The sequence below is a fragment of the Brevibacterium sp. p3-SID960 genome, from assembly GCF_025144725.1.
In the GTDB taxonomy this organism is placed as follows: domain Bacteria; phylum Actinomycetota; class Actinomycetes; order Actinomycetales; family Brevibacteriaceae; genus Brevibacterium.
On record NZ_JALXKS010000036.1, the window covers coordinates 19107 to 34658 of the forward strand.

Here is a 15552-nt window from a genome sequence, read left to right on the forward strand (position 1 = left end):
CCGCCGCCGGTCCAGCGCGCCGCACAGCATGGTCTCACCCGATCAGGCGCGCGAGGCAGTCGCCGCGAAGTTCCGGCTGCACAAGCGGGCGTGGGCGCTCGGTATGGCGGATGCCGACGTCTCTCTGCCGCTCAAGCCGCCAGCGGAGCCGCAGACCAGCGCGAAGCTCGATGCGGTGATGTCGTGGATCCGAGCGTGGGAGGCTGCTGGCGCGCAGCTGCCGGAGCATGCGCACCTCGACTGGGCAAGCCGGCGGTGGCGCACCTGGGGACGGCAGCGGCTGCCGGTGCGTCTGCGGCTCACCACGCCCGAGGCGGTCGCCGCCTGGGCAGGTCAGCTGCGGGAATGGCGCCGGCTCACCCGTGCCGCCGACATGCTCGCGCAGTGGGCTCAGGACGCGGTCCCCCTCACTGTGCTGCGCCGCGTCCTCGGAGCCGCTGCCGAACTCAGCGCCGACGACCATCAGCGACTGCTGGCTGTTCTCACCTGGCTGCGGGAGAACCCCCGCTCGGGACTGTTCATCCGCGAGCTGCCGATCGTCGGCGTCGACTCGAAATGGCTGGAGACGCATCGGGGCGTCGTCTCCCCGATCATCACCTCGCTCACCGGTGAAAGCAGCCTCGGCTTCCGCACGGCTGAACCGCGCATACGCGTGCGGCTCCTCGGCACCGGCGACCGACCGCACCTGTTCGCGGGCCTGCGCGATATCGAAGCTCCGGCGTCTGAGATCGCACAGCTGCCGGTGCGCCCGAAACTCGTCATTGTGACGGAGAACCTCGCGTCGTTCCTCGCGCTGCCAGCACACGGCCGGTGGGGAGACGCGGTAGCCGTATTCAACCCCGGCTACTCCGGTTCAGTGGCTGCCCGGCTGCCGTGGCTGTCCGGTGCGCGTGTCCTCTACTGGGGAGACATCGACACACACGGCTTCGGGATCCTCAACCGCTTCCGCACCCACTGCCCGCACACCGAATCGGTGCTCATGGACAGCCGCACGCTTATCGATTTCCAGCACCTGGCCGGAACAGAGCCGGCACCGCTGCGGGTTGCCCCGGAACATCTGGAGACCCTTACGGCTGGCGAGCGCGAGATGGCGGCGCAGCTGCATGCCAGCGGCTTCCCGCGCTTGGAGCAGGAGCGGATCGAGTGGTCCTACGTCCTCACCGCCATCGATGCGACAGCAGCACGCTCCCTGAGCTGAACACTCACCGCTCACGGTCGGACTCCTTGCAGCTGGCTTTGCAGCGCAGCGCTGCGGGCACGCACAGCCCGAACAGCGTCAGTCCGGCTGTCAGCACGGCTGCGATCTGCACAAGCAGCTCCCAGCCGGCTGCGGGCTGGGATGACCACGGTCGGATGACGAAGAGTCCGCAGATGACGACAGCACACACCAGCAGCGTGACGGCCCGCCACCTGCGCTTGAGCATGCGCCCGATTCCCATGAGCCGACCATAGCGAAGCCACCGGCCCGTCACCATAGCGAAAGGCGGCGGCCGGCACAGGTGCCAGCCGCCGCCTCGGGCGCGGTTGCGGGCGCTGGGACCGGGTGACTCTCGCCCCGCGCGTGCTGGGCGAGCCTCAGCCGATGTAGCCGCGGCCACCGGCCATGAGCGCGACCTGGTCAGCGGGCAGCCAGAATTCGCCGACGCCGCCGAAGTTCGCCGGATCGGCGACCTTGACGGTGCGGTTCTCGGCGTTGTAGCCGACGACGGTGAAGAAGTGGTAGATGAGGCCCTGGTTCTTCGGGTACCAGTCCGGGGAGGCATCCGGGGCGGTCATAATGTTGACGATGACCGGATGGTCACGGTCGATGTCGTACTGCACATCGTGCCAGAACAGGTCCTTCTGCTCCTGGGTGGGCGTCTCCGCCAGCCCCTTCGTCTCGTAGAACGTCGAACCGAGCCGGGCGTTCATCACCGGTTCGATCGCGCCGAAGTTCGTACCGGCCTCGGTGGTGCCGGCCTGAGCGGCGAGGTCGTCGGCGGCGACGTCGTGGCCGAAGGCCGACAGTGCGATCCGCATGGCGAACGGGCCGCAGTTGTAGGCGGTGCTCTGCTGCTCCCAGCGGTAGTCGAGGACCTTTTCACCGGCCTGGGTCTCGACCTGGGTGGCGACCGCCGCCGAGGCGGGGGCTGCACCGGCTGACGGAAGCACGGCGGCTGACGTGCCGAGCAGGCTGCCGATGGCCAGGGTGCCGGCGACGATGAGGGTGGGGACGGTGCGTGCGTAACGCATGGGGATCTCTCCTTGGGTGGGGTGTTCGAGGGATGATCGGGGCGGTGGCGTTCAGCTGAGGTGGAGGGGATGGCCGAACAGCTCACATTATTCATGGAAGCAAGACGGGGTGTCTGCGTCAATGGATTCGGCACTGCACCTTTGGGGTAGACCTACACGAAGGTTGCAGTGAGCCTCAGCGGCTCCATGACGGTGCTGCGTCCATCGATCGGCAGGTGGCCTTGGACGAAAATCACAGCCGATCATGCGGCTTTGGGGATCGACGGTCTGCGCGGGGCGGTTAGGGTGGTGCCAGGCGAGACATCAATGGAGAGCTCGCTGGCGAGAGGAGCTGCGCCATGCGCACCGCACGTGAAGTGCTCGCCTGGCTGAAGTTCCTGCAGCCGGGTGTGACGAAGACCCAAGCGGATCTGCTGCTCGTGTGCGCGCAGGCCTGGTGGCTGAAGTGGCACGAGGTGCCGCTGTTCGAAGACGAGACGGTGATCGGCGAATACGGACCCTATGTGGCCGCCGCCCATGACGGGTTTCCGCAGGCGATGCCGCGGCGTCCCGAACTCGACCTGCGCGAGCAGCTGGAGTTCGCGGCGATCATCGGCCATTACATGAGCCTGCCGACCTCCAGGCTCGTCGACCTCGGCCGGCTGGCAGTCGACGGGCGCACGAGCGGGACGCTGACGCTCGGTGAGCTGCGCGAGATCGCCACACGTGAGGCAGATGCCTGGGCTGCGGCCGGCGCCGAGGCGGCAGCCCAGGTGCCGCAGCGGCCCACCTCGGATGATGTCGAGTCAGCCGAGCAGCACATCAAGGCCAAGGAGCTGCGCCGTCAGATGGCGCTGCGCGAGCCGAGCTTCGGCGGCGGCGCCTCCCCTGCCGCGACGGCGGCGCTCCAGGAGCCGGTGCTGCGCGACCCGCTCGTCGGCGAGCACTGAGGCGGCCGAGCGCACAGGGTCAGTGCTCGCGCAGCCGTTGAGTCCGCTGCCCGATCGACTCCTGCAGGTCAGGTGAGGCTGAGGGGTCGGGTGTCTCCGCGCTGACGGCTGCGCGGATCTCTTCGAGGGCCTCGGTGACGATTCGTTCGGCATCGCTGAGGTTCCACGAGGAGAGTTCGCTCACGAGGCTGCTGTGGCTGAGGTCGGCCAGCCGGTAGTGCCGGTCGACTGTCAGCGCCAGCCAGCCGTCGGCATCGCGATGCTGAGCCATGGGCACCATGTCGTAGGCGGGAGCTAGCAGCGTCTTCTGGTCTGGCAGATGCATGAGACCGAGGTTCTTCGCGTGCATATCGAGGTTGCCGATCGCGCAGCACAGGACGACTTGACGGGCCAGCTGGATGAGCTCTGACTTCGGGCAGCGACGGCGGACGGTCTCAGCGATCCGTCTGAGCGTCACCGCTCCGCCGACCTCCTGGTATTTCTCATCGCCGGCAGCTCCCAGCGCCTGGTTGAAATCCTCCTGGTGGAGCCGCTCACCGCGAGTGTTCCGGTCGAAGCGCTCGATGACGAGCGCCGGCAGCTCTGCGAACGCCGTCAACTCGACTCGGTAATCCGCCAACCCGATGGCGCGGGCCAGGCGCCAGCCGTATTCCTCATCGCCGATGACCGTCGGGTGCGCCGAGAGGCTCGGCTTGATGATGTGCGTTGAGGGATAGCCGCCTGCGACGCGATGCCACCGACCGTCTCGCTGAGCCAGGACAATCTTCGGCTGCACACCGGCCAGCGAGGTCCTCCCCGACCGTCGTCTGTTCGCGAGCGGGTCGGCCTGCGGGCTTTCGAGCAGTGACCGGATCTCGCAGTCGCTCACGGGACGGGCTTCGGGCGTCGGAGGTTCACTGGGGTCGTCGGCGTCCCAGATCTGCACGGCCCCTGCGATGTCGCGACCGTAGCGGGCGAGGAACGCCGGCGTATCTCCTCTGCGGAGGCCGCTGCGCTCAAGCATCCAGGTCAGGATGTCCCCTTCGGGCAGCAGCTCGTTGAAGAAGTTCCGCCGCTTGGCGGCGTGGTGACGCGGCGGTCGATCCGTCAGCGGAACGGCGACTGAGAGCACGTCGCTGTTGATGCCGAAGCGGCTGATGGCTTCTGTGCTCGCCGTGAAATCGAAGTCCTGCGGCCCCTGCGCATCGATATGGCCGACGATCACGCCGTAGAGCTCAACTGCCAGGCGCATCGCCGGTCGTCCATTCTGCACGCAGGGTCACGCCGCATTCCTCAAGCAGAGCGAACAGCCGTTCGGCGTAGAGAGTGTGCTTTCCGGATTCCATGTCGGAGATGGCGCTCTGCGCGATACCGGAGATCCGTGCGAGGTCTCGCTGGGACCAACCTCTGTCCATCCGCGCAGCCTGGATCGTCTCCCCCAGATCCTCTGGGGCGATGATCCTCGACCAGCGGTCCATGGGCACCTCCGACTGTCGCACCGAATTGATCGGATAAACCGGATCATACCAGCATGATCAAGAAATCCAGATCAGGAGGGGTTGATCTGGATTCTGAGATCAACTGGTATTCTCCATCTCAGTGACGGGCGCTGAGCAGCGTGCCGTTTCGCCGCCCCAGGTAAGCACCATCCTTCACCACCTGTTCGCCTCCGACCCACACAGCGTGAACGCCCGACGGTGCACGCGTCGGGTCATCGAAGGTCGCGAGGTCGCTGAGATCTTCGGCGTCGAAGATGACGAGGTCGGCACTTCTGCCCGGCGCGATACGGCCGCGGTCTGGCAGGGAGAAGATGTCTGCAGCCAGCGATCCGTCGCACTCACCCTGCTGATGTCTTCGCTTCGTGGCACGATGGTTCCGTGATCTCGAAGCTGCCGCGCGTCCTCGCCCCGGATGTCGATGAATACCTCACCGACGTCATGGCCGAGCGCGGCCGGGACTACGCCGAGGACCAGCGCGTGCGCCGCGTGAGCTGGGATGCCGAGCAGTCGACGCTCAGCGGAGAGGTCGTCGGCAGCGGTTCGAACATCTACCGCGTCGTCATCCGCCTGACGAAGGCTGCGCTGAGTGAGCCGGGCTGCTTCGAACCGGCCAGCGGCGACTGCAGCTGCCCCGTCGGCTTCGACTGCAAGCACGTCGGCGCTGTCCTCTACTCCATCGCCGACTACGGCGACAGCGACGAGATACCGAGCCCGCACACGGGCCCTGAACATGTGATGCCACCACGGGCCGCCACCCCTCAGCACCCCGACGACTGGCGTACGGTGCTGACAGAGCTGCAGGTCCGACGCCGCGCACACGCTGCGCGTCCCGAAGACAGCCCGCTGGCGATCGGCTTCGACATCGAGCGCACCACCACGAGCCGCTGGTTCCACGGCCGCCACCGCAGCCCGCTCGCCAACGCCGATGTCGTCAACCTCTCTGACCTCGACCTCGGCAGCCTCAGCATCACCCTGCGGCCGCTGCGCCGGGGTGCTCGGAACAACTGGATCAAAGGCGGGCTCGGCTGGCGCAACTTCACCCGCGGCTTGGCCGACCCACCCGGGATCCGCCGTGACCACGCTGCGGTACTCAGCCAGCTGCACGCTCAGAACACCACCCGCAGCTACACCTACGGAAGCGACCCCGACACAGCCGTATTCTCTGCCTTCGACTCCTCCCTCGTCTGGCTGCTGCTCGCCCGCGCTCAAGACACCGGCATCGCGCTGACCGGCCACGGCGTCGTCTCCGAAGTGCGGGTCGTCAGCTCACATTCCCCACTCACCCTCACCACCGCCTCGGGAACGGAGAAGACGATCGAAACCGCCGACGTCATCGTCGACGTCGTGCGCCAGCCCGGCGGCTACGCCTTCTCCGCTCTCATCGACGTCGCCGGCACCGTACCCGAAAACGTGTTCCGCATCGGGGACAATGCCATCGCCTTCATCGACCGGCTGCCGGGCAACACCCTCCGCCTGACCCTGGCCGAAACATCCACCCCAGTCTCCGAACCGCTCGGTGAGATGCTCGCCTCCCGCACGACGCTCAGTGTCCCCGGGGACGACGCCGAGGTGTTCTTCACCGAGTTCCTCCCCGAGCTGCGGGGCCTGGCCACGCTCACCAGCCACGATGCCTCGGCAGAACTGCCGGAGTTCAGGGACCCGCGCCTGCACGTGGAGGTTGTGTTCGAACCCCAACAGTCTCTGCTGCTGATGTGGTCGTGGGAGTACTACGGGCCCAGACGCCGCCTTCCGATCGCTCACAATCGCTGGCACCACCGAGAACCGGAGCTCGAGCTCGCAGTACTCGAGGAGGTCCGGCGGATCTGGCCGACGGCCGCTACCGTCGATGACGAGCATCTGATCGGTATCGAGGCCGCCCAGTTCGCAGTGCGGGTGCTGCCGCGTCTTGAGGACCATCCTGAAGTCGTCGTTGAGATCAGCGGTGAGCGCGTCGACTACACCGAGCTCACCTCACCCCCGCAGGTGCGGGTCACAACCGAGGCGACCGAGGACCGCGACTGGTTCGACCTCGCCTTCGAGGTCACGATCGAAGACAAAAGGGTTCCGTTCGCTCCTCTGTTCGCCGCCCTGGCCCAGCACAAGTCGCATCTGCAGCTTGTCGACAACACGTTCTTCTCCCTCGACCATCCGGCCTTCGACAGGCTGCGCGAACTGCTGCAGGAGGCCGAAGCGCTCGGCGAATGGGAGCCGGAGCGCTCCAAGATCAGCCGCCACCAGGTCTCGATCTGGGATGATCTCGCCGAGCTTGCCGATGAGGCGATCCCGGCACGTGAGTGGCAGGAGTCGATCGGCCGGCTCGGTGCCCTTGAGGAGCTGCCCGCTCCCGAGGTGCCGGCCGGGGTGCGTGCCGAGCTGCGCGGCTACCAGCTCGATGGGTTCCGGTGGCTGGCGTTTCTGTGGGAGCACAGCCTCGGTGGGATCCTCGCCGACGATATGGGCCTGGGCAAGACGCTGCAGACCCTGACCCTCATCACTCACGCTCGCGCGCGAGCTGCTGAGGCCGGTGAGGAGAAACCGCCGTTCCTCGTCGTTGCCCCATCATCGGTGGTGTCAGTGTGGCAGGCTGAGGCCGCCCGCTTCACCCCGGATCTGCGGGTGGCAGTGCTCGATACGACGACGCACAAACGCAAACAGCCGGTTGCCGAGGCGATTGCCGGCGCCGATGTCGTGCTGACCTCGTACACGATCTTCCGCATCAACGGCGAGGAATTCACAGCGCTTCCGTGGGGCGGTTTCGTCCTCGATGAGGCACAGTTCGTCAAGAACCAGGCCGCCAAGACCTACCGCGTCGCCCGTGACGTCCGCTCGCCATTCACGCTCGCGATCACCGGTACGCCGATGGAGAATTCGCTGACGGATCTGTGGTCGCTGCTCTCCCTGACAGCACCGGGGCTGTTCGCCTCACCGGTGAAATTCAAAGAGGAGTACGTCAAGCCGATCGAGAAGGGTGCCGCGCTGTCACCGGAGCCCGGTGTCCTCACCTCTGCGGACGACGATGCGGCGGTGCAGGAGCGTCTCAACGTCGGACGGCAGGCTCGCCTGGAGCGGCTCCGTCGGAGAGTGCGACCGTTCATGCTCAGGCGCACCAAGGATCTCGTCGCCAAAGAACTGCCGGCCAAGCAGGAGCACGAACTGCACATTCCGCTCGAACCCAAGCACAAGAAACTCTATGACCTCGTCCTGCAGCGTGAGCGCAAGAAGGTCCTCGGCATGGTCGGCGATCTCGACAAGCACCGCATGACGGTGTTCCGGTCGCTCACCCTCCTGCGGATGCTCGCCCTGTCACCGCAGATCGTCAGCGACGACTATGCCGATGTGCCCTCCAGCAAGCTTGAGGCGCTCTTCTCCGGTCTCGATGAGGTGCTGAGCGAAGGTCACCGAATCATCGTCTTCTCCCAGTTCACCTCGTGCCTGCGATTGGTCGCCGAGCGGCTTAAGACAGCTGGCGTCGATTACGCCTATCTCGACGGCAGCACCCGCAACCGCGGAGAGGTCATCGACGGATTCCGCTCCGGCACCGCACCGGTGTTCCTCATCAGCCTCAAAGCCGGCGGGTTCGGGCTGACGCTGACAGAGGCCGACTACGTCTTCCTCCTCGACCCCTGGTGGAACCCTGCTGCCGAGGCGCAGGCGATCGACCGCACGCATCGGATCGGGCAGACGAAGAACGTCATGGTCTATCGGCTCGTCGCTGCCGGCACCATCGAGGAGAAGGTGCTCGCCCTGCAACAGAAGAAGGCCCGGCTCTTCGACGCCCTCATGGATGATGGACGCGCTTTCAGCACCGCGCTGACTGCCGAGGATGTCCGCGAGCTGTTCGCCCCGACAGACTAGGCACAGCCTCTCGATAGACTGTGTGTGAGCCGGTCCACGCCCCCGATGGTTTCCAGTCGATCGATGCATCGCGCAACTGCGCGAGACGGCTCATGGCTACGACTGCCCCAGGGAGGACGCCCAATGACCGACGCACCCGAAACCCAGCAGACCCAGGCCACCGACGCACCGCAGGTGCAGCAGTGGGACGAGAAGATCACCCCCGGCCGCTTCGAGAACAAGACCGTCATCGTCACCGGGGCAGGAGCCGGCATCGGCCGTGCCACCGCCCTGCGCATCGCCCGCGAAGGCGGGAAGATCATCGCCTGCGACATCTCCGCCGACCGGCTCGCAGACTTGGAGCAGGAAGCATCCGAGCTGGCGATCACGACTGTCGCCGGTGATGTCAGTGATGACGGCGACGTTGCGAAGATCGTCGACGCTGCCGGCGAGCGCATCGGCGGTCTGGCCAATGTTGCCGGCATCATGGACGACTTCTCCCCCATCCACGACGTCAAGGACGACATCTGGGATGCCGTCATGCGCGTCAACGTCACCGGCGTCATGAAGCTCACCCGTGCGGTCGTGAGGGTGATGCTGCCGCAGAAAGCCGGCAACGTCGTCAACGTCGGATCCGAGGCTGGTCTTCGCGGTTCGGCCGCCGGTGCCGCCTACACCGCTTCGAAGCATGCACTCAACGGGCTGACGAAGAACAGTGCGTTCATGTATGCCGAGGAGGGCCTGCGCTTCAATGCGGTGTGTCCCGGTGGTGTGGCCACCAGCATCGAGGTGAACTTCGGTTCTGACTTCGCTGCCGCGCGCCTGCCGGAGTACTTCGGCCTCGTTCCGGGCCTGCCCTCGACTGCACAGCAGCAGGCAGCGCTCATCACCTACCTGCTCAGCGACGACTCCACCAACATCTCCGGGGCGATCATCGCCAGCGACGGCGGTTGGGCCGGGGTCTGAGCTCCTCCCCCGCACCTCGGGACAGCTGCCGAACCGCACTGGTGCGGCAGCTGTCTTGCCAACAGTACGTGAGCAGCGAGCCGACTCAGCCCCGCCCGACTATCCGCACGACCGCCCGCCGCAGCTCTTCGACGATGATGAAGACGACCGCGCAGCCGATGACGAGCAGCCAGTGCTGGCCGTCAAGCGGCACCGTTGAGAACGCGGTGTTGAGAATCGGCAGATAGACGACAAGCAGCTGCAGCAGCAGGCCGGCGGCCAGCGCAAGCCACAGCCAATGATTGGTGAGCAGGCCGGCGAACATCGTCGTGTGCGCATGCCGAACCGACAGCGTGTTCACCAGCTGCAGGACGACAAGCACGGTGAAGGCGACCGTCCGGCCGGTGGCCGCATCGTCAGCTCCGGCGATGAGCCCGCCGGGCAGGCACGCATCCAAGGCGAGCAGCGACAGCACCGCCATGACGAACCCGGTGCTGAGGATCCGCGCCCATTCGCGGCCGTCGAGCGCACGCTGATCGGGCCGGCGCGGCGGTTGTGTCATCACCCGCTCATCGACCGGATCGACGCCCAGCGCAAGCGCAGGGGTGGAGTCGGTGACAAGGTTGACCCACAGGATCTGCGTGGCCAGCAGCGGCAGGATCACCGCACCGTCGGCCTGGACCAGGCCGAGCACAGAGGCGAACACGACTCCGCAGAAGACGGTGAACACCTCGCCCATGTTCGACGACAGCAGGTAGCGCAGCACCTTCTTGAGGTTGGAGTAGATGCCGCGGCCCTGTTTGACGGCGGTGATGATCGAAGCGAAATTGTCATCGGCGAGGATCATCGTCGCCGCATCATGCGAGACCTGCGTGCCGGTGATGCCCATCGCCACGCCGATGTCGGCGCGCTTGAGCGCCGGTGCGTCGTTGACACCGTCGCCGGTCATCGCCACGACGTGACCGTGGTCCTGCAAGTGCTCGACGATCCGCAGCTTGTGGCTCGGGTCGACGCGAGCGAACACGGAGGTGGTCTCGACCGCCTCGGCGAACTGCGCGTCGGTCAGTTCGCTCAGCTGCGCGCCGGTGAGCGCCTTCGGGTCGTCGATGCCGAGGTCTGCGGCGATCCGCTCGGCCGTCAGCGGGTGGTCACCGGTGATCATGATGACCCGGATCCCGGCCTGCTGGGCCTGCGAGATCGCCGCCTTCGCCTCGGGCCGGGGCGGGTCGATCATTGCAACCATGCCCACGAAGGTCAGCCCGTGCTCCATCTCCTCACCCAGGCTCACCTCGGGATTCTCCCCCGCGCCCGAGGCGGCGGGCACCTCGCGCGCGGCCACGGCCAGTGTCCGGTAGGCCTCCCCGGCCAGTGCGGTGACCTCCTCATCGAGACCTTCGAGCACCTCGGGGGTGGCCTCGACGTCCCCTTCTGCCGTGCGCACGTGGGTGCAGCGGTCGAGCACCACATCGGGTGCGCCCTTCATCACCAGCTGCCGGCTGTCACCGGTGTCGCCGGCGACGAGCACGGACATGCGCTTGCGCTCAGACGAGAACGGCAGCTCGTCGAAGCGGAGGGTCTGCGGGACGGCGATGCCGGCGTCAGCGCAGGCGAGGAGGAACGCAGCTTCGGTCGGGTCGCCGATCGGGCCATCGGCAGTCAGCCGGGCGTTCGAGGCGATCGAGCCGAGCTCCAGGGTCCCAGCGGCCTGAGGGTCGGAGATGTGGTGGCGGCCGTCGGCGGTGATGACCTGGTCGATCGTCATCTGGTTGAGCGTCAGGGTGCCGGTCTTGTCGGTGCACACCACACCGGCTGAGCCGAGCGATTCGACGGCGTCGAGCTGCTTGACGATCGCCTCGTGGGAGGCCATCCGGCGCACGCCGATCGCCAGGATCACCGACACGATCGCCGTCAGTCCCTCGGGCACCGCAGCCACGGCCAGTGAGACGCCCAACAGCAGGATCGTCACGAGGGAAGCCGTCGAATGATCGGCGGTGGTGAGGTAGACGGTGGCCATGACGGCCAGCGCGATCACGATGACGGCGATGGTGAGCATCTTGCCGACTGCCGCCATCTCCTTCTGCAGGGGCGTGTCGGTCTCACCAGCGCTGGAGATCATGCCGGCGATCCGGCCGATCTCGGAACGGGCGCCGGTGCCGGTGATGACGGCCGTGCCGCCGCCCTGTGTGACAGCGGTGCCCGCATGCACCATCGACAGGCGATCGGCCAGCGGCGTGTCAGCTGAGACGGGCTCAGTGTGCTTGTGCACGGGCACGGACTCCCCGGTCAGCGCGGCTTCGGCGACCATCAGCCGGCTGCCGGTGAGCAGGCGAGCGTCAGCCGGCACCGCATCGCCTTCGCTCAGATGGAGGAGATCGCCGGGCACGAGGTCTGCAGCAGGTACGGTCTGGGGGCGCCCGGATCGGGTGACGGCAGCGGTGGGGCTGGTCATCTGCTTGAGTGCGGCGACCGCATCAGCGGCTTTGAGCTCTTGGACCAAGCCGATGACGGTGTTGAGCACAACGACCGCGGCGATGACGATCGCGTCGATCGGCGCCCCGTGCCGGCCCTCGGCGGCCCAGGCGATGAGGGAGACGAGGATCGCCGCCAGCAGCAGGTAGGTCAGCGGTTCGTTCAGCAGCCTGAGCACCCGCCGCCAGATCGGCTCTGAGGGCGCTGCGGCCAGCTCGTTGCGACCGCAGCGCTCGAGCCGCTCAGCGGCTGCGGCCTGCGTCAGTCCGGCGGTCGCCGAGGTGTCGAGTGCAGAGACGACGTCTGCGGCTGTGCGGGCGTGAGCATCACTGAGGGCACAGTCGTCAAGCAGAGAAGAGCTCATGGCCTGAGCTTAACCGCCCTGGGAGCTGAAGCGCCGCGGGAGGCCGGTGACCTTAGCCGAATGGGCGCCCTGGCAACCTGACCACTACGCAGAGGCGGCCATCTTCGAGACGCTCGATGCGTTCTGCGATTGGGCGGAGGATCGCAGCAGCCTCAGCGTGACCTCCGGGCCCGGCGAGAGCACCGGTTGAGCGCACCACGGGCGGTGCCGTCGCGTCATCGCCCTGTCGGGTTCAGCAGCTCGTGGCCGTGGGTGCGCAGCTCGTCGACAGTCGCGACTCCCGCTAGCTGCAGGGTACGGGTGAGCTGCGTGCGGAGGATGTCGATGACATGGGCGACTCCCGACTGGCCGGCGGCCGCGAGACCGTAGAGGTAGGGTCGGCCGATGAATGCTGCATCAGCGCCGCGGGCGAGTGCGACGGCGATGTCGGTGCCGTGTCGGATCCCGGAGTCGACGAGGATCGTGAACTCTTCCCCGGCCGCGGCCCGAACGAGAGGGACGAGGTCGAGGGGGACGACGCAGCGGTCAAGCTGCCGGCCGCCGTGGTTGGACAGGTGGACGCCGTCGACGCCGAGCTGCTGCGCCCGCAGTGCATCGGCAGCGCTGACGGGTCCTTTGAGGAGAAGCGGGCCGTCCCACAGCGACCGAATCCAGGCCAGCGTGTCCCAGTCCAGGCTCGGATCGAACTGCTGGGAGATGTTCTCAATCGTGTACCCGGCATCGGATCCGGCGACATTGGCGAATTCGATCATCGGGTGGGCGAGCATCTGCGTCCAGTACCGGGGCCTACTGGCGATGTCGAGCAGCGCGCCAGGGGTCAGCTGCGGCGGGATGGTGAGGCCGTTGCGCACGTCCCGGCCGCGGAACCCGGAGACGTGGGTGTCAACAGCGACTTCGAGCACCCGGTAGCCCGCGGCTGCGGCACGTGCAATGAGTCCTGCGGTAAGGCCGCGGTCCTTCCACACGTAGAGCTGAAACCACCGGTCCGCCCGGCCGGCCGGCGGCACGGCAGCCAGATCCTCCAGCGACGTCGAGGCCATCGTCGAGAGCACATAGGGGATCCCCGCATCGGCGGCGGCACGAGCGACGGCGGGTTCACCAGCCGAGGCGATCATCTTGGTGTATCCGGTCGGCGCGAGCCCGAACGGCAGCACGGACCGGCGGCCGAAGATCTCGGTGGAAAGGTCGACCTCGGCGACGTCGCGCAGCACCTGCGGCTGAAAACGCCACGCGGTATAAGCGCCTACGTTCTCCGCCAGCGTCACCTCGTCATCGGCTCCACCTGCGATGTAATCGAAGACCGGCCGCGGCAGCGCTCGGCGGGCGGCCGCCTCGACGTCGGCGACCGTGCGGCAGCGGGCGCGAAAGCGCTGCACTCGGTTGAGCTCGGGACGCCCCATGCGCACCAAACTCAGCGCCTCGGAGATCTTCATGCCATCACCTGTCTTCGTCACTGTCGGCCGTCGCTGCCGCTGGGAATCATCGCACAGACGCCGCCGGCGCTGGCGGACTGGCGTCTGCTGTTTTCCCACACTAGCCGCGTAGGCAGCTGGCAGGCGCGGTGTTCCGAGATATCGGGCAGAGAACGCCCACCGGTACGTTTCGCAGCCCCCGACCCTTGCCATCTTGGCTGCAGTTGGTGGGAGGGAGTAAAGTACTGGTGTCACCGCCGTCCAGATGACGGCGGCTTGGGGCTATAGCTCAGTTGGTAGAGCGTCTCGTTCGCAATGAGAAGGTCAGGGGTTCGATTCCCCTTAGCTCCACAAGTGTCCTGTATCGGGACATAGTTGACAGATGTCTTGGGACATCGTTGACAACGAGGAAGGCTCTCAGGGAAAACCCTGGGGGCCTTCGTCGTGTCTGGGCTGGGGGTTCGTTACAGGGTGTCTCGTTTGGGCTGGTAGTTCTTGGCTGGGTCGATGTGGTGGTAGGCGATGATTTCGCCGGTTGTGCGGTCGCTGGTGATGACGTCGCGGTCGTGGATGAGCATGAGTATGTCGTGGATGAGCATGAGTATTAGGCGTCCGCGGTGGGCTCGGCCGATGCCTAGATGGCGCAGTCTTCCGGCGTATCGGACGGTGACTTTGCCGTCTTTGTCGACGGCGTCGACGCGGGTGCGGTACTCGATCTGGGAAGTGGTGGCAGGGCTGGCTTTGGGCAGTGCTTCGTAAGCTTGCCGGGGTGTACGCATGCCGATAGCTCGATGGGGGCGTTCGTTGTTGTACCAGTGCCGGGTGGCATCGAGCTGTTGCTGGAGTTGGTCCAGGGATGCTGGTGGGCTGTAGCGGGCCTGTAGGCGGTTCTTCAGGGTCTGGTGGAAGCGCTCGATCTTGCCCTGGGTCTGTGGGTGGCCGGGTTTGCCGTTCTTCTGTTTGATGTGGTGGGCTGCCAGCAGGGTTTCGAAACCGTTCTTGGCTCCGGGCCGGCCGGTCATGCGGCTGGTGAAGACTAAGCCGTTATCGCTGAGGGTGGCTGCTGGCGGGCCGAAGGTGCTGATCAGCTCGTCCATCACGGCGACAACGTCAGCACCGGTACAGGGCAGGAACGCGCGGATGCCTAACAGATAGCGGGAATGATCATCGAGGAAGTCGAGGATGTCAGCTCGGCTGCCGTCACTGAGCAAGGTGTGTGTGATGTCGGTTTGCCACATCTCATTTGGCAACTCGGCAGCGAATCGTCGGTAGCTGGACTTCGGGCGCTTGTGCGGGGCGGGCGTGACCCGGCCAGCGTCCTTAAGCACCCGGTGGATCGTGGCCTTAGACGGGACCTGGAGACCTTCCTGCTGCAGGTGCCAGGCGATGGTCTCTGCACCGTTTTCGCTGCCTGTAGCGGTCAGCTCATCACGCAGGTTGATGATCCGTTCCCGGACTGCTTCACAGGTGGTGATCGGCCGGCTGTGCGGGGCGGTACTGCGCGGCTGCACGCCGCTAGGCCCGAATGCTTGATAGCGGGCAATGAGCTGATAGATCCACTGCCGGGAGACACCGAACTTCTTCGCCGCTGCCGCAACGCTCATCCCGTGATCGATAACAGATCGGACAATGACCAGATTCTTATGATTGCGCATGCTCTGACCATGCCGAGACTGTCAACGATGTCCCGAGACACCTGTCAACTATCACCTCCGGCGAAGTGTCAAGGATGTCCCGAGACACCTGTCAACTATCACTCGCGTTCAACCAGGCCGCAGAGTGTCAACTATGTCGTGAGACCGGACACCCTTAGCTCCACAAGTGTGAAGTCTCGGGTTAATGCTCAAAATGTGTGTATGGGTTCGGCGTGTCAGTGGTGTCTGCCGGCC

At 66.2% G+C, this 15552-nt stretch carries 12 protein-coding genes and 1 tRNA gene; 5 read left to right on the top strand and 8 right to left on the bottom strand.

Annotated elements, in window-relative coordinates:
* Window positions 1–28: 28 nt before the first annotated feature.
* Window positions 29–1198, top strand: a complete 1170-nt coding sequence (locus M3B11_RS10695; protein WP_259877437.1) for a DUF3322 domain-containing protein — start codon at window positions 29–31, stop codon at window positions 1196–1198.
* A gap of 4 nt (window positions 1199–1202) precedes the next feature.
* On the opposite strand, the gene M3B11_RS10700 is transcribed toward M3B11_RS10695, so the two are convergent.
* Both M3B11_RS10700 and M3B11_RS10705 read right to left on the bottom strand, forming a co-directional pair.
* A complete protein-coding gene (locus tag M3B11_RS10700; RefSeq protein WP_259877438.1) occupies window positions 1203–1439 on the bottom strand; it encodes a hypothetical protein in 237 nt (78 codons plus the stop codon).
* A gap of 136 nt (window positions 1440–1575) precedes the next feature.
* On the bottom strand, window positions 1576–2232 hold the full coding sequence (locus tag M3B11_RS10705) for a C39 family peptidase (RefSeq protein ID WP_259877439.1): 657 nt from the start codon (window positions 2230–2232) through the stop codon (window positions 1576–1578).
* 338 nt (window positions 2233–2570) lie between these two features.
* Here M3B11_RS10705 and M3B11_RS10710 point away from each other — a divergent pair, with 338 nt between their 5' ends.
* Window positions 2571–3161, top strand: a complete 591-nt coding sequence (locus M3B11_RS10710) for a hypothetical protein (RefSeq protein WP_259877440.1) — start codon at window positions 2571–2573, stop codon at window positions 3159–3161.
* A 19-nt stretch (window positions 3162–3180) separates the two neighbouring features.
* Here the strand turns inward: M3B11_RS10710 and M3B11_RS10715 are convergent, their stop codons facing one another.
* From M3B11_RS10715 to M3B11_RS13415, 3 genes are all read right to left on the bottom strand, one after another.
* Window positions 3181–4392 (bottom strand): type II toxin-antitoxin system HipA family toxin, encoded by a 1212-nt coding sequence (locus M3B11_RS10715; RefSeq protein WP_259877441.1) that lies wholly within the window; start codon window positions 4390–4392, stop codon window positions 3181–3183.
* On the bottom strand, window positions 4376–4618 hold the full coding sequence (locus M3B11_RS10720) for a helix-turn-helix domain-containing protein (RefSeq protein ID WP_259877442.1): 243 nt from the start codon (window positions 4616–4618) through the stop codon (window positions 4376–4378). Before M3B11_RS10720 ends, M3B11_RS10715 begins: the two co-directional genes overlap by 17 nt.
* Before the next feature lie 118 nt (window positions 4619–4736).
* The gene (locus M3B11_RS13415; protein ID WP_396121559.1) at window positions 4737–5063 is read right to left on the bottom strand and encodes an amidohydrolase family protein; all 327 of its coding nucleotides are present in this window, start codon (window positions 5061–5063) and stop codon (window positions 4737–4739) included.
* Between M3B11_RS13415 and M3B11_RS10730 the strand changes: the two genes are divergently transcribed.
* Both M3B11_RS10730 and M3B11_RS10735 read left to right on the top strand, forming a co-directional pair.
* Entirely contained in the window at window positions 5018–8494 is a 3477-nt protein-coding gene (locus M3B11_RS10730) for a DEAD/DEAH box helicase (RefSeq protein ID WP_259877444.1), read from the top strand. The two genes, M3B11_RS13415 and M3B11_RS10730, sit on opposite strands and share 46 nt — an antisense overlap.
* A gap of 123 nt (window positions 8495–8617) precedes the next feature.
* Complete coding sequence (locus tag M3B11_RS10735; RefSeq protein WP_259877445.1) at window positions 8618–9439, top strand: SDR family NAD(P)-dependent oxidoreductase; 822 nt, start codon at window positions 8618–8620, stop codon at window positions 9437–9439.
* Window positions 9440–9524: 85 nt separating this feature from the next.
* Here M3B11_RS10735 and M3B11_RS10740 read toward each other — a convergent pair whose 3' ends face one another.
* Both M3B11_RS10740 and M3B11_RS10745 read right to left on the bottom strand, forming a co-directional pair.
* Window positions 9525–12251, bottom strand: coding sequence for a cation-translocating P-type ATPase (locus M3B11_RS10740; RefSeq protein ID WP_259877446.1), 2727 nt, complete (start codon window positions 12249–12251; stop codon window positions 9525–9527).
* A gap of 215 nt (window positions 12252–12466) precedes the next feature.
* A complete protein-coding gene (locus M3B11_RS10745; RefSeq protein WP_170274645.1) occupies window positions 12467–13684 on the bottom strand; it encodes an alpha-hydroxy acid oxidase in 1218 nt (405 codons plus the stop codon).
* Window positions 13685–13941: 257 nt separating this feature from the next.
* Between M3B11_RS10745 and M3B11_RS10750 the strand changes: the two genes are divergently transcribed.
* Window positions 13942–14014, top strand: a tRNA-Ala gene (locus M3B11_RS10750).
* 113 nt (window positions 14015–14127) lie between these two features.
* On the opposite strand, the gene M3B11_RS10755 is transcribed toward M3B11_RS10750, so the two are convergent.
* Window positions 14128–15318 (bottom strand): IS481 family transposase, encoded by a 1191-nt coding sequence (locus tag M3B11_RS10755; protein WP_259877447.1) that lies wholly within the window; start codon window positions 15316–15318, stop codon window positions 14128–14130.
* Window positions 15319–15552: the final 234 nt, after the last annotated feature.